At 67.3% G+C, this 18,625-nt stretch carries 19 protein-coding genes; 10 read left to right on the top strand and 9 right to left on the bottom strand.

What is annotated here, in order from left to right; genetic code table 11:
- The 3 genes from purH to dusB all read right to left on the bottom strand — a co-directional run.
- On the bottom strand, positions 1–1,376 hold a 1,376-nt coding region (gene purH / locus VFL64_RS06400), incomplete at its 3' end, for a bifunctional phosphoribosylaminoimidazolecarboxamide formyltransferase/IMP cyclohydrolase (protein WP_489539545.1).
- Positions 1,377–1,477: 101 nt separating this feature from the next.
- A complete protein-coding gene (locus VFL64_RS06405; protein ID WP_201811495.1) occupies positions 1,478–1,714 on the bottom strand; it encodes a Fis family transcriptional regulator in 237 nt (78 codons plus the stop codon).
- Positions 1,715–1,820: 106 nt separating this feature from the next.
- Positions 1,821–2,861 (bottom strand): tRNA dihydrouridine synthase DusB, encoded by a 1,041-nt coding sequence (dusB, locus tag VFL64_RS06410; protein ID WP_489539546.1) that lies wholly within the window; start codon positions 2,859–2,861, stop codon positions 1,821–1,823.
- 110 nt (positions 2,862–2,971) lie between these two features.
- Between dusB and VFL64_RS06415 the strand changes: the two genes are divergently transcribed.
- Together VFL64_RS06415 and VFL64_RS06420 are read left to right on the top strand one after the other, a co-directional pair.
- The gene (locus tag VFL64_RS06415) at positions 2,972–3,451 is read left to right on the top strand and encodes a YqaA family protein (protein ID WP_489539547.1); all 480 of its coding nucleotides are present in this window, start codon (positions 2,972–2,974) and stop codon (positions 3,449–3,451) included.
- A 111-nt stretch (positions 3,452–3,562) separates the two neighbouring features.
- Positions 3,563–4,126: a hypothetical protein gene (locus VFL64_RS06420; RefSeq protein ID WP_489539548.1), complete on the top strand. Its 564-nt coding sequence runs from the start codon at positions 3,563–3,565 to the stop codon at positions 4,124–4,126.
- A gap of 59 nt (positions 4,127–4,185) precedes the next feature.
- Here the strand turns inward: VFL64_RS06420 and VFL64_RS06425 are convergent, their stop codons facing one another.
- Positions 4,186–4,701, bottom strand: coding sequence for a phasin family protein (locus VFL64_RS06425; RefSeq protein WP_489539549.1), 516 nt, complete (start codon positions 4,699–4,701; stop codon positions 4,186–4,188).
- 206 nt (positions 4,702–4,907) lie between these two features.
- Here VFL64_RS06425 and VFL64_RS06430 point away from each other — a divergent pair, with 206 nt between their 5' ends.
- The 4 genes from VFL64_RS06430 (at position 4,908) to VFL64_RS06445 (ending at position 10,012) form a co-directional block, all read left to right on the top strand.
- Complete coding sequence (locus VFL64_RS06430) at positions 4,908–6,905, top strand: SDR family oxidoreductase (protein ID WP_489539550.1); 1,998 nt, start codon at positions 4,908–4,910, stop codon at positions 6,903–6,905.
- 2 nt (positions 6,906–6,907) lie between these two features.
- On the top strand, positions 6,908–7,714 hold the full coding sequence (locus tag VFL64_RS06435; RefSeq protein WP_489539551.1) for a bestrophin-like domain: 807 nt from the start codon (positions 6,908–6,910) through the stop codon (positions 7,712–7,714).
- A gap of 15 nt (positions 7,715–7,729) precedes the next feature.
- Positions 7,730–8,794, top strand: coding sequence for an RNA methyltransferase (locus VFL64_RS06440; RefSeq protein WP_489539552.1), 1,065 nt, complete (start codon positions 7,730–7,732; stop codon positions 8,792–8,794).
- Between the two features lie 72 nt (positions 8,795–8,866).
- Positions 8,867–10,012, top strand: a complete 1,146-nt coding sequence (locus VFL64_RS06445) for a zinc-binding dehydrogenase (protein WP_489539553.1) — start codon at positions 8,867–8,869, stop codon at positions 10,010–10,012.
- Here the strand turns inward: VFL64_RS06445 and VFL64_RS06450 are convergent, their stop codons facing one another.
- Positions 10,013–11,935 (bottom strand): hypothetical protein, encoded by a 1,923-nt coding sequence (locus VFL64_RS06450; protein ID WP_489539554.1) that lies wholly within the window; start codon positions 11,933–11,935, stop codon positions 10,013–10,015.
- A 108-nt stretch (positions 11,936–12,043) separates the two neighbouring features.
- Between VFL64_RS06450 and argB the strand changes: the two genes are divergently transcribed.
- The 3 genes from argB to slmA are packed head-to-tail and all read left to right on the top strand — an operon-like array spanning position 12,044 to position 14,344.
- Positions 12,044–12,970: an acetylglutamate kinase gene (gene argB, locus VFL64_RS06455; RefSeq protein ID WP_489539555.1), complete on the top strand. Its 927-nt coding sequence runs from the start codon at positions 12,044–12,046 to the stop codon at positions 12,968–12,970.
- A 1-nt stretch (position 12,971) separates the two neighbouring features.
- Positions 12,972–13,670: a pyrimidine 5'-nucleotidase gene (locus tag VFL64_RS06460; protein WP_489539556.1), complete on the top strand. Its 699-nt coding sequence runs from the start codon at positions 12,972–12,974 to the stop codon at positions 13,668–13,670.
- A gap of 20 nt (positions 13,671–13,690) precedes the next feature.
- Positions 13,691–14,344 (top strand): nucleoid occlusion factor SlmA, encoded by a 654-nt coding sequence (gene slmA / locus VFL64_RS06465; RefSeq protein ID WP_489539557.1) that lies wholly within the window; start codon positions 13,691–13,693, stop codon positions 14,342–14,344.
- A 24-nt stretch (positions 14,345–14,368) separates the two neighbouring features.
- On the opposite strand, the gene VFL64_RS06470 is transcribed toward slmA, so the two are convergent.
- The 4 genes from VFL64_RS06470 to VFL64_RS06485 are packed head-to-tail and all read right to left on the bottom strand — an operon-like array spanning position 14,369 to position 17,743.
- Positions 14,369–15,184: a peptidylprolyl isomerase gene (locus VFL64_RS06470; protein WP_489539558.1), complete on the bottom strand. Its 816-nt coding sequence runs from the start codon at positions 15,182–15,184 to the stop codon at positions 14,369–14,371.
- Positions 15,185–15,188: 4 nt separating this feature from the next.
- Positions 15,189–16,178 (bottom strand): lipase secretion chaperone, encoded by a 990-nt coding sequence (locus tag VFL64_RS06475; protein ID WP_489539559.1) that lies wholly within the window; start codon positions 16,176–16,178, stop codon positions 15,189–15,191.
- Entirely contained in the window at positions 16,175–17,053 is an 879-nt protein-coding gene (locus VFL64_RS06480) for a peptidylprolyl isomerase (protein ID WP_489539560.1), read from the bottom strand. Before VFL64_RS06480 ends, VFL64_RS06475 begins: the two co-directional genes overlap by 4 nt.
- A gap of 60 nt (positions 17,054–17,113) precedes the next feature.
- Positions 17,114–17,743, bottom strand: coding sequence for a lipase family alpha/beta hydrolase (locus tag VFL64_RS06485; protein WP_489539561.1), 630 nt, complete (start codon positions 17,741–17,743; stop codon positions 17,114–17,116).
- Between the two features lie 272 nt (positions 17,744–18,015).
- Here VFL64_RS06485 and VFL64_RS06490 point away from each other — a divergent pair.
- Positions 18,016–18,625 (top strand): ATP-binding protein (locus tag VFL64_RS06490; protein WP_489539562.1); only part of this gene is annotated, 610 nt, incomplete at its 3' end.

The following is an 18,625-nucleotide window of genomic DNA, read 5'->3' on the forward strand; positions in this document are numbered from 1 at the left end:
CCCGCGGCTTCGGCCTTGATGCCGGCGATGCGGGCCGAGTCGAGCCGGCTCATCTGGCCCGCGCCCACGCCCAGCGTCATGCCGCCGGCACAGAAGACGATGGCGTTGCTCTTCACGTACTTGGCCACCGTCCAGGCGAACAGCATGTCCTGCAGCTGCTGCGGGGTGGGCTGGGCCTTGGTGACGACCTTCAGGTCGGAGAGCTTCAGCTCGTGGTTGTCGGCGCTCTGGATCAGGAGGCCCGAGCCGATGCGCTTCACGTCCTGCGCGTTGCGGCCCTGCTCCCAGGCGGTGGCACCGCCCTTGGGCAGCGCGATCTGCAGCACGCGCACGTTCTTCTTGGCCGCGAAGATGGCCAGCGCGTCGGCAGTGAAAGCCGGGGCGATCAGCACCTCCATGAACTGCTTGGCCACGTGCTCGGCGGTGGCGCCATCGACCTCGGTGTTGAAGGCGATGATGCCGCCGAAGGCCGAGGTCGGGTCGGTCTTGAAGGCCTTGGCATAGGCTTCGGCCGCGTTGGCACCGAGTGCCACGCCACAGGGGTTGGCGTGCTTGACGATCACGCAGGCCGGCGTGTCAAAGCTCTTCACGCACTCCCAGGCGGCGTCGGCATCGGCGATGTTGTTGTACGAGAGCTCCTTGCCCTGCAGCTGCTTGCCGGTGACGAGCGAACCCGGAGCCGGGTGCAGGTCGCGGTAATAGGCGGCAGTCTGGTGCGGGTTCTCGCCATAGCGCAGGTCTTGCAGCTTGACGAAGCGGCCATTGCTCTGCGCCGGGTACGCGGCGCGCGTGCCGTCGGCCTGCAGCGACGAGAGGTAGTCGCTGATGGCGGCGTCGTAGTTCGAGATGCGGTTGAAGGCGGCCACCGACAGCGCGAACTTGGTCTCCTTGCCCACTGCCTTGTTCGCCTTCAGCTCGGCGATCACGCCGGCGTACTGCGAGGCGTCGGTCAGCACGGCCACGTCTTTCCAGTTCTTGGCGGCGGAGCGCACCATGGCCGGGCCACCGATGTCGATGTTCTCGATCGCGTCTTCGAGGGTGCAGCCGGGCTTGGCCACCGTCGCTTCGAAGGGGTACAGGTTCACGCACAGGATGTCGATGGTCGAGATCTTGTGCTTCTGGATGGCCGCCATGTGCTCGGGCAGGTCGCGCCGCGCCAGCAGGCCGCCGTGGATGGTGGGGTGCAGCGTCTTCACGCGGCCGTCGAGCATCTCGGGGAAGCCGGTGTGGTCGGCCACCTCGGTGACGGGCAGACCGGCGTCGGCCAGCAGCTTGGCGGTGCCGCCGGTGGAGAGCAGCTTCACGCCGAGCGCGTGCAGCTCGCGCGCGAAGTCGAGCACGCCGGTCTTGTCGGATACGGAAATCAGGGCTTGCATAGGTGAGAGGCTTTCTCTGAAGTGTCATCCCGGCGGACGCCGGGATCCACTGGTGGCAGTTTCTAGATCCCGGCCTTCGCCGGGATGACCTGCGTCGCAGGTCACTTGACGAGCTTGTGGTCGAGCAGCTTGCGCCGCAGCGTGTTGCGGTTGATGCCCAGCCATTCGGCGGCGCGGCTCTGGTTGCCGTCGGCGTGCTTCATCACGACGTCGAGCAGCGGCTTCTCCACAACCTTGAGGATCATGTCGTACATGGCCGTCGGCTCCACGCCGCGCAGGTCCTTGAAGTACGCCTCCAGGCTGTCCCTGACGCATTCTTCGATATGTTTTTTGCTCATGACAGCACCCCGCTCACCGAGTACGGCGAGCGACCCTCCGAGAGGGTCGGGCCTTGCTTGGGGCGGCCCGGCGCGGCGGCCCGTTCTTGACTTGATTCTTGTTGGCTCATGCTTCTTGTTCTATGAGGTTGTCATTGGCTGCCTGGCGTGTGGCTGGCAGCCGGTGATGGGTGTCGGCCAGTTGATCAAACCAGTCGGTCACGGCCCGCACCTGCGTGTCGCAGGTGTCGAGCGTGTTCATGAAGGCGCGAAAGTCTTCGCCGCCGGGCAGGGCGCGAACGGCCCAGCCGATGTGCTTGCGGGCGGTGCGCACGCCGGCATATTCGCCGTACAGACCGTAGTGCTCGTGCAGGTGCTCGAGCAGCCACTGCTTGGCCTGCTGCACCTCGGGCGCGGGCAGGTGCTCGCCGGTCTCCAGGTAGTGCGCGATCTCGCGGAAGATCCATGGCCGGCCTTGCGCGGCGCGGCCGATCATGATCGCGTCGGCACCGGTGCGGGCCAGCACCTCGCGCGCCTTCTCGGGGCTGTCGATGTCGCCGTTGGCCACCACCGGGATGTGCAGCGCGGCCTTCACCGCGGCAATGGTGTCGTACTCGGCTTCGCCCTTGTAGCCTTGTTCGCGCGTGCGGCCGTGCACGGTGACCATGGCCACGCCGGCGCTCTCGGCGGCGCGCGCGATGCGCACCGCGTTGCGTTCGGCATCGCACCAGCCGGTGCGCATCTTGAGCGTGACCGGCACGTTCTTCGGTGCGCAGGCGGCGACCACGGCCTCGACGATGGCGAGCGCCAGCGGCTCGTCCTGCATCAGCGCCGAGCCGGCCCACTTGGTGCACACCTTCTTGGCCGGGCAGCCCATGTTGATGTCGATGATCTGCGCGCCGCGGTCGATGTTGTAGGCCGCGGCCTCGGCCATCATGGCCGGCTCGGTGCCGGCGATCTGCACCGCGATGGGGGCCACTTCGCCCTCGTGGTTGGCGCGGCGCGAGGTCTTGAGGCTCGTCCACAAGTCCTTGCGCGAAGTGACCATTTCACTCACCGCGTAGCCCGCGCCCAGGCGCTTGCACAGCTGGCGGAACGGCCTGTCGGTGACGCCCGCCATCGGGGCGGCGAACAGGCGGTTCGCCAGAGGAATGTGGCCGATGTGCATGGCGCGGGGAGAGTGGGGGGACGCGGGAGGCGCTGCTCAAAAAGGAGGCAGAGTATAGCCCCGGCGAAGTGCGCTCGGCAGCGATGAGCTCCCTCGCATAATCAATCGAAATGAACGACTGGATCGAGTCCCTGCTGGCGCTGCTGGCCCTGCCGCAATATGGCTTGAGCACGGTCTTCCTCGTGGCCTTTCTGTCGGCCACCTTGCTGCCGCTCGGCTCCGAAGTGGCGGTGCTGGGCTTCCTCAAGCTCAACCCCGAGATGTTCTGGCCGGCGATGGTCGTGGCCACCGTGGGCAACACGCTGGGCGGCGCCTTCACCTGGTGGATGGGTTACGGCGCAGAGCGCGCCTACGAGAAGATCGCCGAGCACCAGCCGCACGAGGCGCGCGCGCTCACTTGGTTGCGCCGCTTCGGCCCGCGCGCCTGCCTGCTGTCCTTCCTGCCGTTTGTCGGCGATCCGCTGTGCGCCGTGGCCGGCTGGTTGCGCATGCCCTTCTGGCCCAGCGTGATGTACATGGCGATCGGCAAGTTCGGCCGCTATGTGGTGATGACGGCAGCCGTGTTGTGGCTGTGGCCCGGCAAGCTCTGAACCGGGCGGAATTGCCAGATAGTCGACAGTTCTGGCGCACTCGTGCGCGTGACCGGGTGCAGGCGCCATGGCACGATCCTCGGGTCGATTCCGAACGAGGTTTTCCTCCCCATGAGCCGCGACACCCAGAAGGGCAAACCCGCCCGGCCAGCCAAGCCCGCATCACCCGGCCTGCTGGTTCAGCTCAAGAGCCTGTGGCTTCGCCTGCAGCGCAAGAAGGAAGACCCCCTCTCCCTGCTCGAAGACCCGGTGGAGCACATCGCCGGCATCAAGCGCAAGAACAAGGCCGACACCTCCGAGGCGGCGCGTCTCAAGGCGGCACTGAAGGGTGTGCTCGATCGCCATGCCTCCTCGCGCACGGTGCTGGTGCCCTTGTGGGTGCTGGAGAAGGCGCTGGGCAAGCACGGCCTGAATGCGCTCGACGAGCTGCCGCCCGAGGTGTTGAAGCGCGCGCTGTCGCAGCTCGAAACCGTGGTGTCCGACTGGTCGCAGGGCAGCCTGGCGGCGCTGCGGGCCCGACTCACCGACGCGCTCATCAGGCACGGCCGCGCCCACGACCGGCGCCGCACGGCAGAGTCACGCCTCTCGGTCTTCCAGGACAGCGACCGCCTGCAGATCGAGGAAGGCAGCGTCAGCACCTTCATGGAAGCCAACGCGCGCTGGCAACGGTCCTGACGTGGGTTGAATGAAAAAGGGGCGCCGCGGCGCCCCATTTTTCATGTGGGAGTGAGGCTTCAGGCGGTCTTGCGCGGTGCGCGCTTGGCAGCGGTCTTGGTGGCCGTCTTGGCGGGGGCCTTGGCCGCGGTCTTGGCCGGCGCTTTGCCGCCCAGCTTGGCGACCTGGGCGCTCAGCTCGTCGATGCGCTTGGTGAGCGAGGCCACGTCTTTCGCGCTGGGCACGCCCAGCTTGGCCAGCGCCTTGGCGGTGCGCTCCTCGAAGATGGACTCGAGCTTGTCCCAGTGCTGGCCGGCCTTGGCCGTCACGTCGCCGGCCATGCCGCTCATCTTGCTGGCCACTTCGTTGAGCTTGTCTTCGGCGACGCTCTGGGTCTTCTTCTGCAGCGTCACGCCTTCCTTGACCAGGGCCTCGAACACCTTGCCGCCTTCTTCCTGTGCCTTGGAGAAGGCGCCCAGGCCGGCGAGCCAGATCTGCTGGGCCGAGTCTTTCACGGTGCTGGCGAACTGGCTGTCGAGGAGGTTGGCGGCGGAGGCGGTTTTCTTGTCAGCCATCTGCTTGAGTTTCTTGACCATGGTCTTGTTCCTGTGGGTGGGTTGAAAACCGCTCCGGGAGGTGAGCAGCATGGGCGCACTATAGGAGCGGCACCCGCCGCGCGCATCGGGTTTCTCTAGTGGCGTATCTCTATGGGCCACTCGGGGTAAAGCCCAGCAAGCCCCGCGCAGCCTTGATGAAGAATGCGGACGAAACCACAATCCGCCCACCCCAACAGGAGGAACGCATGCAGTATTTCGTCACCGGCGCCACCGGCTTCATCGGCAAGCGACTCGTCAAGACCCTGCTGCAGCGGCGCGGCACGACGGTGCACTTCCTGATGCGCCCCGAGAGCGAGAGCAAGCTGGCCGGCCTGCGCGAGTACTGGGGCGTGAGCGCGGCGCGCGCGGTGCCCGTGTACGGCGACCTCACGACCAAGAAGCTGGGTGTCTCGGCCGACGCGCTCAAGCAGCTCAAGGGCCACATCGACCACGTGTACCACCTGGCGGCGGTGTACGACCTCAAGGCCGACGAAGAGTCGCAGGTGCAGGTCAACATCGAAGGCACGCGCAACGTGGTCGAGTTCGCCAAGGCGATCGAGGCCGGCCACCTGCACCACGTGAGCAGCATTGCCGCCGCCGGCCTGTACGAAGGCGTGTTCCGCGAAGACATGTTCGACGAGGCCGAGAACCTCGTCCACCCGTACTTCATGACCAAGCACGAGAGCGAGAAGATCGTGCGCAAGGAGAGCAAGGTGCCCTGGACGGTCTACCGCCCCGCGCTGGTGGTGGGCGACTCGCAGACCGGCGAGATGGACAAGATCGACGGCCCGTACTACTTCTTCAAATTGATCCAGCGCATGCGCCAGATCCTGCCGCCGTGGATGCCCAGCGTGGGCCTGGAAGGCGGGCGCATCAACATCGTGCCGGTGGACTTCGTGGTGGCCGCGCTCGACCACATCAGCCACAGCAAGGCCGATCTCAACAAGAAGTGCTTCCACCTCGTCGACCCCGAGGGCTACCGCGTGGGCGACGTGCTCGACGTCTTCAGCAAGGCGGCGCACGCGCCCAAGATGAACCTCTTCATCAACGCCGCGCTGCTCGGCTTCATCCCCAAGAGCGTGAAGAAGGGGCTGATGGCCCTGGCGCCGGTGCGCCGGGTGCGCAAGGCCGTGATGAAGGATCTGGGCCTGCCCGAAGACATCTTGACCTTCATCAACTACCCGACGCGCTTCGATTGCCGCGATTCGCTCGCCGCGCTCAAGGGCAGCGGCATCGAATGTCCCAGGCTGCCGAGCTACGCCTGGCGTCTGTGGGACTACTGGGAGCGCCACCTCGACCCGGCCCTGGGCGTCGACCGCAGCCTGCGTGGCACGGTCGCCGGCAAGGTGGTGCTGGTGACCGGGGGCTCCTCGGGCATCGGTTTGGCGGCGGCCATCAAGTTTGCGCAAGCGGGTGCCATCACCGTGATCTGCGCACGCGACGAAGCCAAGCTGGCCGATGCCAAGAAGGAGATCCTCGCCGCGGCCGGCAAGGACGCGACGGTGGCCACCTTCTCGGCCGACATCGCCGACGAGGCGAGCTGCAAGGACCTGATCGACTGGCTGAACGAAACCTACGGCGGCGTCGACTTCCTCATCAACAACGCCGGCCGCTCGATCCGGCGTGCCATCGAGAGCAGCTACGACCGCTTCCACGACTTCGAGCGCACCATGCAGCTCAACTACTTCGGCTGCCTGCGCGTGACCATGGGCCTGCTGCCGGGCATGGTGGCCAAGAAGCGCGGCCACATCGTCAACATCAGCTCCATCGGCGTGCTGACCAACGCACCGCGCTTCTCCGCCTACGTGGCCAGCAAGGCCGCGCTCGACGCCTGGACGCGCTGCGCGTCGAGCGAATACGCCGACACCGGCATCACCTTCACCACCATCAACATGCCGCTGGTGCGCACGCCCATGATCGCGCCGACGCAGATCTACAAGAACGTGCCCACGCTGGCGCCCGAAGAGGCCGCCGACATGATCGCCGAGGCCTGCGTCGACAAGCCGGTGCGCATCGCCACCCGCCTCGGCATCTCGGGCGAGGTGCTGCATGCGCTGCTCCCGCGCGTGGCGCAGATCGTGATGAACACCAGCTTCCGCATGTTCCCCGACAGCTCGGCGGCCAAGGGCGACAAGAGCGCCAAGCCCACGCTGTCACCCGAGGCCATGGCCTTGCAGCAGATGATGCGGGGCATTCACTTCTGACGATGAACGGAGAGATCCTGTACGACATCAACGGCGGCCCGATCACCGCCGTACTCTTCCTCACCATGCTGGTGGCCGTCGAGCTGGGCTACCGCCTCGGCTTGCGGCGCAAGGATGTGGCCAACGAAGCCTCGCGGTCGCAGATCAGCACCGTGCAGGGCTCGATCCTGGGCATCCTGGCGCTGCTGCTCGCGTTCACCTTTTCGCTGGCGCTGCAGCGCTACGACAGCCGCAGCGACGCCGTCGTGGACGAGGCCAACGCCATCGGCACCACCTTCCTGCGCACACAGCTGTTGCCCATGCCGCTGCGGGGCGAGGTGCAGGCGGTCTTGCGCGACTATGTGGACAACCGGGTGCGCGACAGTGCGCTCAGTGCCAGGCAGCAGGCCGAGAGCAACGCCCTGGCGCGCACGGCCCTCCAGCTGCAGAACACCCTGTGGGACCAGGCGCGGCGTGCGACCGAGGCCGACCCCAAGCCCGCCACCTCGGGCCTCTTCGTGCAGGCGCTCAATGAAATGATCGACAGCTACAGCCGGCGCGAAGCCGGCCTCGACCGGCACGTGCCCGAACTGGTGCTGTTCCTGCTGTTCCTCACGCTGCTGGTGGCCAGCCTCGGCGTGGGCTACAGCTCAGGCGTAAACGGCGAGCGGCCCACGGCGATCAGCTTCGCCATGCTGGTGCTCGTGGCGGCGCTGGTGTTCGTGATCCTCGATCTCGACCGCCCGCGCCGCGGGATCATCGTGGTGAGCAAGCAGAGCCTGATCGAGTTGCAGTCCGGCATGCAAGCGCCCACGGCCGCTCCCCGCTGACCGACAATCCGGGCCATGCGCATCGAAGACATCCGCCAGCGCCTGCGGGCCGCTGGCGCCAAGCCCTCCCACGAGCAGCGGGTGCTGCGCCTGTGGGCGCAGGCCATGCCGCAAGACAGTGGCCGCAGGCGGCAAGAAGACTTCATCCCACAGGGTGTGCGTGCCGCCTTGCCCGAGCTGCTGAACGACCTGCAAGCCCTCGCGCGCCTGCGCGCCGAGCACCCAGGCGAAGACGGCTCGGCCCGCCTGCTGGTCGAGCTGGCCGACGGCCAGACGGTGGAGAGCGTGCTGCTCCCGCGCGATGGCCTGTGCGTCTCCACCCAGGTGGGTTGCGCGGTCGGCTGCGTGTTCTGCATGACCGGTCAGAGCGGCCTGCTGCGCCAGCTCGGCAGCGCCGAGATCGTGGCCCAGGTGGCGCTGGCGCGCACGCGCCGCGCGGTCAAGAAGGTGGTGTTCATGGGCATGGGCGAGCCGGCCCACAACCTCGACAACGTGCTCGAAGCCATCGACCTGCTCGGTGCGGGCGGCTCCATCGGCCACAAGAACCTGGTGTTCTCGACCGTGGGCGATGCGCGTGTCTTCGAGCGCCTGCCGCAGCAGGTGGTGAAGCCGGCGCTGGCGCTCTCGCTGCACTCCACCAAGCCCGCGCTGCGTGCTGAACTGCTGCCGCGCGCGCCGCGCTTCGACCCGGCCGAGCTGGTGGAGGAGGGCGAGCGTTACGCCCGCCTCACGCACTACCCCATCCAGTACCAGTGGACGCTGCTCGAAGGCATCAACGACGGCGAAGACGAGCTCGACGGCATCGTGCGCCTGCTCAAAGGCAAGTACGCGGTGATGAACATGATCCCCTTCAATCACGTCGACGGGCTGCCCTACCAGCGCCCCTCGTGGGAGAAGGCGGCGGCCATCGCGCGCCACCTGCACCGGCGCGGCGTGCTGACCAAGCTGCGCCATTCCGCGGGCCAGGATGTGGACGGCGGCTGCGGCCAGCTGCGCGCGCGTGTGAGTGCCACAGAGCAGCCGGTGGCGCTGGTGCGCCGCACGGTACCCCTGCGCGCTGTGAGCCCTGCGCCTAGGTGACACCGTCGCACGGTCGTGCGATCTACACTGCCGGCTTTCATTCCGGCACCCTGCCTACGAGGAGACAACGCCATGAGCCAGACCATCCCCGCCACCGCCTTGCAACTGCGCTCGCTCGTCAAGAAGAGCGGCGAGCTGGAGCTGTCGCTGCAAAGCGTGCCCGTGCCCGAACCGAAGGACGACGAGGTGCTGGTGCGCGTGGACGCCACGCCCATCAACCCATCCGACCTGGCGCTGCTGTTTGGCCTGGCCGACATGAGCACCGCCAAGGTCTCCGGCACCAAGGCGCTCCCCGTCGTGACCGCCACCGTGCCCGAGAAGATGATGCGCGGCCTGGCCGCGCGCCTCGATGAGTCGATGCCCGTGGGCAACGAAGGCGCGGGCGTGGTCGTCAAGGCGGGTTCTTCCCCCGCTGCGCAGGCGCTGCTGGGCAAGACCGTGGGCATGGTCGGTGGCGCGATGTACGCCCAATACCGCGCCATGAAGGCCGTGCAGTGCATGGTGCTCCCCGAAGGCACCACTGCGGCCGAAGGCGCCTCGTGCTTCGTCAACCCGCTGACCTCGCTGTCGATGACCGAGGTGATGCGCCGCGAAGGCCACAAGGCGCTGGTGCACACGGCAGCGGCCTCCAACCTCGGGCAGATGCTCAACAAGATCTGCATGAAGGACGGCATCGCGCTCGTGAACATCGTGCGCAAGCCCGAGCAGGAAGAGATCCTCAAGAAGCTCGGCGCCAAGTACATCGTGAACTCGAGCAGCCCGAGCTTCATGGAAGACCTGACCAAGGCGCTGATCGAGACCGGCGCCACGCTGGCCTTCGACGCCATCGGCGGCGGCAAGCTGGCCGGCCAGATCCTCACCTGCATGGAAGCTGCGATCAACGCCACGGCGAAGGAATACAGCCGCTACGGCTCGGCGGTGCACAAGCAGGTCTACATCTACGGCGGCCTGGACCGCGGCCCGACGGAGTTCAACCGCTCCTTCGGCATGGCCTGGGGCGTGGGCGGCTGGTTGCTGACGCCCTTCCTGCAGAAGATCGGCTTTGCCGATGCGCAGCGCCTGCGCGAGCGCGTGGCGGCCGAGCTGAAGACCACCTTTGCCAGCCACTACACCCGCGAGGTCTCGTTGGCCGAGGCGCTGTCGCTGGAAGCGATCAACGTCTACGGCAAGCAGGCCACGGGCGAGAAGTACCTCATCAAGCCCAACCAAGGCTTGTGATCAACGCGGCTCGACCCCGGGCGGTGGCGCCGGGGGCTTGAGCCAGTGCGTGAGCGTGGCCTCGACGGGGATGTACAGCCGCGCGGTCACGCCCTGCTTCAGGCGGTCGTCCTGGGCCAGCTCGCCGTCGTCGAAGCCCTGGGGGTTGTAGCCCAGCGCGAGCACGATCTTGTGGTTGAGCTTCACGCTGAGCTGCGCACCAAAGCCGTTCTGTGCGCCCTGGGCGCTGTCGCTGCGGCGTGCGCCGTGAAAGCTGAAGTCCCACCGCTCGGTCAGCTTGTAGGTGGGGCGCAGCGTGATCACGTTGGTGGTGCGCATGCGCCCTTCGTCGAAGGAATCGTCGCGGTCCCAGCGGCGGCCGGCATGCAGGATCCAGCTCCATCGTTCGCTGCTGCGCCAATCGAATTCGGTCTGCAGGATGTTGGCGACGCGGTCGGCCACGCCCGGCTGCACGTTGCCCTCGACGAGCGCGTCGCGGCCCAGTCCGGTGTAGCGCCAGAAGTTGCTGAAGTGGCGCTCGCTCGGTTCCTGCCAGCCCCAGCCCAGCGACACCTCGCCGGCATTGAGCGGGACGTCGGTGGGCCGGTCGTGCGGCCGCGTGGCCGTGGCGGCGACGCGCGAGGTGACGAGGCTGTTGCTGGTGATGCGCTTGGTGTAGTCGAGGCTGGCGTAGCCGCTGTCCAGCACTGGCGTGCGCACTGCCTGCACCTCGGCCAGGAACAGGTGGTCGGGGTAGGCGTTGTTGACCAGGCGCACGTCGACCGTGTTGGACTTGACGGCGCTGTCACCCGCAATCGGGATGCCCGACTCGATGAGCGTCTGCACCCGCCAGGTGGGCGCGAACTCCTCGGTGTGCCGCCAGCCTACGACCAGCAGCGCATCGTGCTCGTCGACCAGGCTCTGGTGGCGCACCTGCGCGTAGACCAGCCCGTCGGGCGAGCCTTCGGGCACCTCGGCGCCGACCACGCGCTTGTAGGTGGTCCGTTCTTCCAGGCCGCCCGATGACAGCAGGCTCAGCTGCGGTGCCTCGCGCCAGTAGAAGCGCGGGCCGCCGAAGCCGTCGGGCCGCCAGTCGGCGCCGAAGTCGGTGCGCGGTCCGGCCAGGCGCTCATCGCCAGGCAGCATGTCGGGTTGGATGGCGCGCTGGTGCTGGGCGGTGAGGCTGAGGCCGGGCAGGGCCTCCCACTGCACCTGCGCCCCGCCGAAGTAGGCGCTGGGTTTGGGGTCGACCCAGTTCTCGCGCCGGTCCTTGTCTTCGAGCTGGGCGTAGCGCGCGAAACCCTCGACCCACAGCTCGGTTGAGCCCACGCGCAAGCCGACCTGGCCATCGGTGCGGTCGACGCCGATCATGTCGTCGTGCAGCTTGAAGCCGTGCGTGTTGAGCAACCAGCCCGGCGCGATGGTGGTGACGACCGAGCCACCGTTCTCGCGCCCGGCGCCGTCGAGCTGGTTGTAGAAGCGCAGGTCGTTGATGTTGCCGTCGTGCAGGATCTCGTAGGTGCGCGAAGGCTGGCCGGCGGCGGGGATGCCGTTGCCCGCGGTGTCGAGCCGGCCCGTGGGGCGCTCGTCCAGTGCGAGCGTCCAGCGCTTGCCCAGGTCCACCGTCTTGCGCTGGCCGAACACGCGGTAGCGGCGCTCCGGGTTGGGGCCCAGGGCCTGGATCACCAGCAGGTCGAGGAACTCCTGCCAGGAGTCGAGCGTGGTCTCGATGCGTCGCGGGATCGAACTCAGCGAGTTGTCGATGGACTCGATCTCGATGTACGTCGGGTCGGGCACTTCGGGTGCGGTGGTGAGTGCGCGCGCGGGGACGGCTTCCGGGGCGGGCGGCGGTGGAGGGGCTTCTTCGTCGGCCGCCAGAGCCGGGCCTGCCGCCATGCACAGCCAGGTGGCTAACAGCAGGCGAGTGCGGAGCGGCGGATGCATACCAACCGAGTGTCGCAGCGGGTTGGGCTGGCTTGTGTAGGAGGACGGCTCGTCCGTTTGACCGACCCCTACAATTTGCCGCATTCAACTCCGCCGGATGCCGCCGCCATGACCAACGAGCCCCCCGCCGTTCCCCACACCCACACCGCCGAGCTGGCCAACATCGCCCCGCGCGACAAGGCCGAGATCCTGGCGCAGGCGCTGCCCTACATCCGCAAGTTCCACGGCAAGACGATCGTGATCAAGTACGGTGGCAACGCCATGACCGACCCGGCCCTGCAGCAGGACTTTGCCGAAGACGTGGTGCTGCTCAAGCTGGTCGGCATGAACCCGGTGGTGGTGCACGGCGGCGGCCCGCAGATCGAAGACGCGCTGGCCAAGATCGGCAAGAAGGGCACCTTCATCCAGGGCATGCGCGTCACTGATGAGGAGACCATGGAAGTGGTCGAGTGGGTGCTGGCCGGCCAGGTGCAGCAAGACATCGTGGGCCTGATCAACGTGGCCGGCGGCAAGGCCGTGGGCCTGACCGGGCGCGACGGCGGGCTGATCCGCGCGCACAAGCTCAAGCTCGTCGACCAGAAGGACCCGAACAAGGTGCACGACGTGGGCCAGGTGGGCGAGATCGAGTCCATCGACCCGAGCGTGGTGAAGGCGCTGCAGGATGACCAGTTCATTCCCGTCATTTCGCCGCTCGGCTTCGGTGCCGAGAACGAGAACTACAACATCAACGCCGACGTGGTGGCCGGCAAGCTGGCCGAGGTGCTGAAGGCCGAGAAGCTGGTGATGCTGACCAACATCCCCGGCGTGCTCGACAAGCAGGGCAAGCTGCTCACCAACCTGTCGGCCCGCGAGATCGACGAGCTGTTTGCCGACGGCACCATCAGCGGCGGCATGCTGCCCAAGATCGCCTCGGCACTCGACGCGGCCAAGAACGGCGTGAACACGGTGCACATCATCGACGGCCGCGTGCCGCACGCGATGCTTCTCGAGATTTTGACCGAGCAAGCCTACGGCACCATGATCCGCTCGCACTGAGATGTCCAGTCGCAACCGGGTCTGGCTGTTCGACCTGGACGACACGCTGCACGACGCATCGCACGCCTCGTTCAAGGAGCTCCATGTCGCGATGACCGACTACGTCGTGCGGCACGTGGGCGTGTCGCTCGACGAGGCCTCGGCGCTGCGTCAGCACTACTGGTTGCGCTACGGTGCCACGTTGCTGGGCCTGGTGCGCCACCACGCGGTGAAGGCCGCGCACTTTCTCGAAGAGACCCACCGCCTGCCAGGCCTGGAAGAGCGCGTGCGCGGCAGCGTGCACGATCGCGCGGCGCTGCGGCGGCTGAAAGGCCGCAAGTTCATCCTCACCAACGCTCCGCGCGCGTATGCACTTCGCGTGCTCACGGCCTTGAACCTGCTCGACTGCTTCGACGGCGTGATGAGCATCGAAGACATGAGCATGTTCGGCCACCATCGGCCCAAGCCCGATGCACGCATGTTTCGCTGCATTGCAGCAAGGTTGAAGGTGCACCCCAGCCAGTGCGTGCTGGTCGAAGACACCTTGCAGCATCAGCGTTCGGCACACGGTGTCGGCATGCGCACGGTCTGGATGCGTCGCTACCTTCATTCAGTGCGCAAGAGTGTGAAGAACACCCCAGAAGTTGGTGTTCACGCTTGTCAAAAGCCCCCCTATGTGTATGCAAGAATTCGTTCGCTAAGGACCTTGCTTCTCTTGTGACAACAACCAGCCACGCCGAGATGAACGACGCTGCACCCCAATCCGACGAAGTGAACGCGCCAGCAAGCGGAGCGTCGGAAACGGCGGGTCGCAAGCGTCCGAAGCCGGGCGAACGCCGTGTGCAGATCCTGCACACACTCGCGTCGATGCTGGAGCAACCGGGTGCCGAGCGCATCACCACCGCAGCACTCGCGGCCAAGCTCGAAGTCTCCGAAGCGGCGCTCTACCGCCACTTCGCCAGCAAGGCACAGATGTTCGAAGGCCTGATCGAGTTCATCGAGCAGAGTGTCTTCACCCTCGTCAACCAGATCGGCGAACGCGAGTCCGACGGTCGCGCGCAGGCGCAGAAGATCCTCACCGTGCTGCTGCAGTTCGGCGAGAAGAACCCGGGCATGACGCGCGTGATGGTGGGCGATGCGCTGGTGTTCGAGAACGAGCGCCTCGTCTCGCGCATGAACCAGTTCTTCGACCGCATCGAATCGCAGCTGCGCCAGAGCCTGCGCCTCGCGGCCGAATCCGGTGGCTCCAGCACGCCAACCGTCGACGCCAATGCACAGGCTTCGGTGCTGACGGGCTTTGCCGTCGGCCGCCTGCAGCGCTATGCCCGCTCGGGCTTCAAGCGCGTGCCGACCGAGCACCTCGACGGCGCCCTGCAGCTGCTGGTCCGCGCCTGATTCCTCTTCCCGCCGCAGCGCCGATCAAGGCGCCTGCAAAGGCGTGACCTTCGCTGACCGGCGCCACTCGGCAAGCTGTGCACGCAAGCGCTCGGTCGTGATCGTGTCCCGCAACCCCGGCTTGAGTTTCTCGTACGGGGGCAGCGGCTGGGTGCGCAACGACGCCAGCCGGATCACGTGCCATCCGAACTCCGTCTGCACGGGGACCGGCGCGACCTGCCCCGGCTTCAAGGCCCGGGCCGCGGCCGCGAAGGCCGGCACCAGCTCTCCTGCCGGCAGCGGGCCGAGCGCGCCCCCGCGTTCGCGCGATTCGGGGTCTTGCGAATGCTTGCGTGCGAGCGCGCTGAACGACGCACCGCGGCCGAGCTGGGCGATGAGATCGCGCGCCGTGGCTTCGTCCTTCACCAGGATGTGGCTGGCATCGATCTGCACGTTGGGCGGGAGCGCGCGGTAGCGGGCCTGCAACTCTGCCTCGTCGATCTGCATCTCGGCTGCCATCTGCTGCAGCAGGCGCTGGCCCAGCAAGGTTTTGTCGGAGAGTTCCAGCTCGGCGCGCGTCTGCGGCCGGGCAGCAACACCGTGGGCCTTGGCGCGCTGGCTCAGCAGCTCCATGTTGACCAGGTCGTCGAGCAGGCGTCCACGCTCCTGCATCTCGGGTGGCGCGCCGCCGGTCTGGCGTGCACGTGCCAGCTCGTCGAGCAGGTGGCGCGACAGCAGCTGGCCATTGACCACCGCCACGGTGCCGGCAGGCAGGGTTGGTTCGGCGCTGCAAGCGACCTGGTGCATGAGCAAGCCGCCGAGGCAGGCGCAGAGGCAACGCAAGGCAAGTGGGCTTCGCATGGAATCAGGGTGTCTGGTTGCGGTCGTAAGCACGGGCAGCGGCCAGCTCTTCTTCCTTGAAGTGCTGGCGCAGTGCGCTGTCGAGCTGGGCGGCCATGTCGGACGGCGCGGCTGCGACGATGGCCTTCTTCTGCTGGGCGTAGGCCTGGTAGCGCGACTCCCAGTGGGCGCGCTGCGCATCGCTTTCGGCGAGCGACCTGGCGGCCTCTTCACCCAGGTACCTGGCGCGCAGCTGCTCGACCTGCGCCGGCGTGCCGCCTTGCTGACGCAGGGCGGCCAGCTGCCGGTCCATCTCCGCGATGGCCGGCGGGATGGGGGTCTGCAAGCTCGGCGTTTCGCGCAAGGCCTTCTCGCGCAGGGCGGCGGTCTGCGCGAGCTTCTCCTGGCTCGACAGGCGCGGGTCGGCCTGGATGGCGTTCATGGCCAGGTCGAGGCGCGTTTGTTCTTCTTCCGCTCCGAAGAGCGCGCGGGCCGTGGCCGCGTCGAAGTGCTGGCGGCGCAGCGCCATCGACTTTTCCAGCAGCTCTTTCAGCTCTTCTGCGCTGCTGGGCGGCTTCTGCGTGGCGGCCTCTGCGTTGGCCGCGCGGTTGTAGGCGTCGTAGCGGCGCACCAAAGCCATGGCCTGGGTGGCGGCTTCGCCCGGCATGGAGCGGCGCAGCGTGGCGTCGAGACGCTCCAGGTCGGCCGGAGTGGCGTCGGGCCCCAGCGAGGCCAGCAGGATGTCGAGCGCGCTGCGGGTGTACAGGTCCACGCTCAGGTCACCGGCCACGCCGAGTTCGAGCAGGCGGGCGGCTTCTTCGATGTTGGTCGGGGCGCTGGCGGCCAGCCTCACTGCGGCGGCGCGGGGTGCGCTGCTTGCCGACGACATTGGACTTGTCGCTTCGCCCTGCGGTGGGGCGTAGTCGTCGTCGCCGCCGAACAGCATCCATGCGAGGCAGCCCAGGGCCGTGGCCAAAGCGATGGCCCAGGTCAGGCGTTGCGAGGTGATGCTCATGGCGCGTTCGTCACCTGGATCTGCGCTTCGCGTCGCCATTGCTGCTGCTGCGCTTCGACCTTGGCATGAATGAGTTGCGGATGCAGCCAGGCGCGTGCGGTCTGCAGGGTGGGGCGCTCGGGCACGGCCTCCAACGCCTGGAGTTGCACCAGCTCGAAGCCTTGCGGTGTCTGCAAGGCCTGGGGTGCGTGCTGGCCGGGCTTCAGGTGGCGGATGGCGGCGGCGAGGTCGGTGGGCATCTGGTCGATCAGCAGCCAGCCGAGGCTGCCACCGTCCTTGCGGCTGCCGGTGTCGAGGGAATGGCGCCTGGCCAGTTCGGCGAAAGGCTTGCCCTGGTTCAGCTGATCGAGCACCGTCTGCGCCGTGGCGGCATCTTTCACGAGGATGTGTGCCACCTTGAACTGGTTCGGGGGCACGCGCTCTTCATAGGCCGCTGCCAGCTCGGCATCGCTCACCTCCAGGCCGGCGATCTGTTCGCGCACCATGGCCTGGGCCAGGATGGTCTTGGCCTGCAGCTCGCGCTCGGCCTGCAGCGAGGGCTGCCTGTCGAGACCGCGCTCGCGTGCCTTGCGGGCGAGCAGTTCGATGTCCACCAGGTCGTCCAGCATGGCCTGGCGATCAGCGGCTGTTGCGCTGGCCGCGGGCGCGGGCGTGGTGGGCAGGTCGTAGGGGTTCTGGGTGCCACCACGCTGGCGCGCCATCGCGTCGAGCAGGTCGCGGTGGATCGGCTGGCCATCGAGCAGGGCGATGGCTTCGGGCGCCGTGGGTGGGGGTGTCGGCTCGGGCGGTACAGCTGGCTTGCAGGCCGCGAGCAGCAGGCTGCCCAGCACTGCGATGAGAAGGGCCACACGGCGGCTCGATCGGATGGGCGACATGATGTGGATCCGAACAAAGGCGCCGGGGGGCGCAGGCCGCCCGCCCGGCGTGGGTGCTGCCTAGCGCAGCGCAGCGCGGACGCTGTTGTAGACGCTGGAGTTCGTCAGCAGGGACAGGTGGTCCACGCTGGCCACTTGGGTGCTGCTGCCGCAGCGGGCGTTGGTGGCGGGGACAATGATCCCGTCGACCGCCGACCACAGCGAGCGGTCGCAGCCGCGGCCGGCCAGGCTCAGGATGAACACCGAGCCAGGCCACATGTCGTAGCAGGCCGGGCTGAAGCAGGCGTAGGCCGTGGTCGTGCCCAGGTGAGGCGTGCCGAGGGTGACGAAACGGCGCATCTGGGCCGTGCCGCCGTTGAACACGCGGAAGGCGCGCGAGACCAGCCCGCCGTTGGAGTGGGCGACGATGCTGACCTTCTCGCCGCCGTGGCGGGCGCGCACGGTGCTCACGTAGCTGGCGAGTTGCGCGCCACTGGCGGTGTCGGAAATCAGCAGCGAGTTGTAGTTGAAGCCGTACAGCTTGTTGGCCGGGTAGCCGCTGGCGGTGAAGCGGCTGATCATGGTCGACCAGTTGCCCGAGTTGCCGCTGTAGCCGTGGACGAAGACGATGGGTTCGGTCTGGGCGGCCGCTTGGCCGCAGGCGAGTGCTGAGGCCAGGGCAATGCCGGCCAGTGAGGCGATGCGTTTCATGAGAGAGTCTCCTGTAATCCTTCAATGGTTGAATGAACACCGGTGGCGGCGCGTCCGCCACCACCGGGAGTGCCACCCGTTGCTTCGGCCCGCGGTGCGCTGGCCGGGCGCAACCTGAGCTGAAAGCAAACAACCAAGAGGCAAAGTTATTGTGGACGACCGTGCAGCGTTATGGGCTCTCGGTTTCCCTTGTCTGGTAAACCCTAGCCTCCTGAAGGCCCTCGTTAAACTGCATTTCCCTTGCCCGCGGCCCTGCCGGCCGCCCCTTTTCCATGACCTCACTCCAAGACTCCCTGCTGCACCTGATCGGCCGCGCCGAGAACCTCGTCACCCGGCTGGAAGCCGCGCTGCCACACGCTTTGCAGGCGCCTGACTGGTCGGCCTCGGTGGCCTTTCGATACCGCAAGCGGGCCGGGTCCGGCCTGCTCGAACCGGTGCGCCATGTGGCGTCGATCCGCTTGTCGTCGCTGGTGGAGGTCGAACCGCAGAAGGAGCGTTTGCTGCGCAACACGGAACAATTTGTGAATGGTCGTGCAGCAAACAATGTCTTGCTGACCGGCGCCCGCGGCACGGGGAAAAGCTCGCTCATCAAGGCCTGCCTGAACGAGTTCTCGCCCCAGGGCCTGCGGCTGATCGAGGTGGACAAGGCCGATCTCACCGACCTGCCCGACCTCATCGACCTGGTGGCCGCGCGGCCCGAGCGCTTCATCGTGTTCTGCGACGACCTCAGCTTTGACGAGGGCGAGCCCGGCTACAAGGCGCTCAAGGTAATGCTCGATGGCAGCCTCGCGCAACCGTCGCTCAACGTGCTGATCTACGCTACGTCGAACCGGCGCCATCTCATCCCCGAATACTTCAGCGAGAACCTGGAGACGAAACACA

Source organism: Rhizobacter sp. (assembly GCF_035702065.1).
In the GTDB taxonomy this organism is placed as follows: domain Bacteria; phylum Pseudomonadota; class Gammaproteobacteria; order Burkholderiales; family Burkholderiaceae_C; genus Rhizobacter.

Bases quoted from the DNA above. Each gene is read 5' to 3' on its own strand.
- VFL64_RS06405 (WP_201811495.1), bottom strand. From the start codon at position 1,714: ATGAGCAAAAAACATATCGAAGAATGCGTCAGGGACAGCCTGGAGGCG.
- dusB (WP_489539546.1), bottom strand. From the start codon at position 2,861: ATGCACATCGGCCACATTCCTCTGGCGAACCGCCTGTTCGCCGCCCCG.
- VFL64_RS06415 (WP_489539547.1), top strand. From the start codon at position 2,972: ATGAACGACTGGATCGAGTCCCTGCTGGCGCTGCTGGCCCTGCCGCAA.
- VFL64_RS06420 (WP_489539548.1), top strand. From the start codon at position 3,563: ATGAGCCGCGACACCCAGAAGGGCAAACCCGCCCGGCCAGCCAAGCCC.
- VFL64_RS06425 (WP_489539549.1), bottom strand. From the start codon at position 4,701: ATGGTCAAGAAACTCAAGCAGATGGCTGACAAGAAAACCGCCTCCGCC.
- VFL64_RS06430 (WP_489539550.1), top strand. From the start codon at position 4,908: ATGCAGTATTTCGTCACCGGCGCCACCGGCTTCATCGGCAAGCGACTC.
- VFL64_RS06435 (WP_489539551.1), top strand. From the start codon at position 6,908: ATGAACGGAGAGATCCTGTACGACATCAACGGCGGCCCGATCACCGCC.
- VFL64_RS06440 (WP_489539552.1), top strand. From the start codon at position 7,730: ATGCGCATCGAAGACATCCGCCAGCGCCTGCGGGCCGCTGGCGCCAAG.
- VFL64_RS06445 (WP_489539553.1), top strand. From the start codon at position 8,867: ATGAGCCAGACCATCCCCGCCACCGCCTTGCAACTGCGCTCGCTCGTC.
- VFL64_RS06450 (WP_489539554.1), bottom strand. From the start codon at position 11,935: ATGCATCCGCCGCTCCGCACTCGCCTGCTGTTAGCCACCTGGCTGTGC.
- argB (WP_489539555.1), top strand. From the start codon at position 12,044: ATGACCAACGAGCCCCCCGCCGTTCCCCACACCCACACCGCCGAGCTG.
- VFL64_RS06460 (WP_489539556.1), top strand. From the start codon at position 12,972: ATGTCCAGTCGCAACCGGGTCTGGCTGTTCGACCTGGACGACACGCTG.
- slmA (WP_489539557.1), top strand. From the start codon at position 13,691: ATGAACGACGCTGCACCCCAATCCGACGAAGTGAACGCGCCAGCAAGC.
- VFL64_RS06470 (WP_489539558.1), bottom strand. From the start codon at position 15,184: ATGCGAAGCCCACTTGCCTTGCGTTGCCTCTGCGCCTGCCTCGGCGGC.
- VFL64_RS06475 (WP_489539559.1), bottom strand. From the start codon at position 16,178: ATGAGCATCACCTCGCAACGCCTGACCTGGGCCATCGCTTTGGCCACG.
- VFL64_RS06480 (WP_489539560.1), bottom strand. From the start codon at position 17,053: ATGTCGCCCATCCGATCGAGCCGCCGTGTGGCCCTTCTCATCGCAGTG.
- VFL64_RS06485 (WP_489539561.1), bottom strand. From the start codon at position 17,743: ATGAAACGCATCGCCTCACTGGCCGGCATTGCCCTGGCCTCAGCACTC.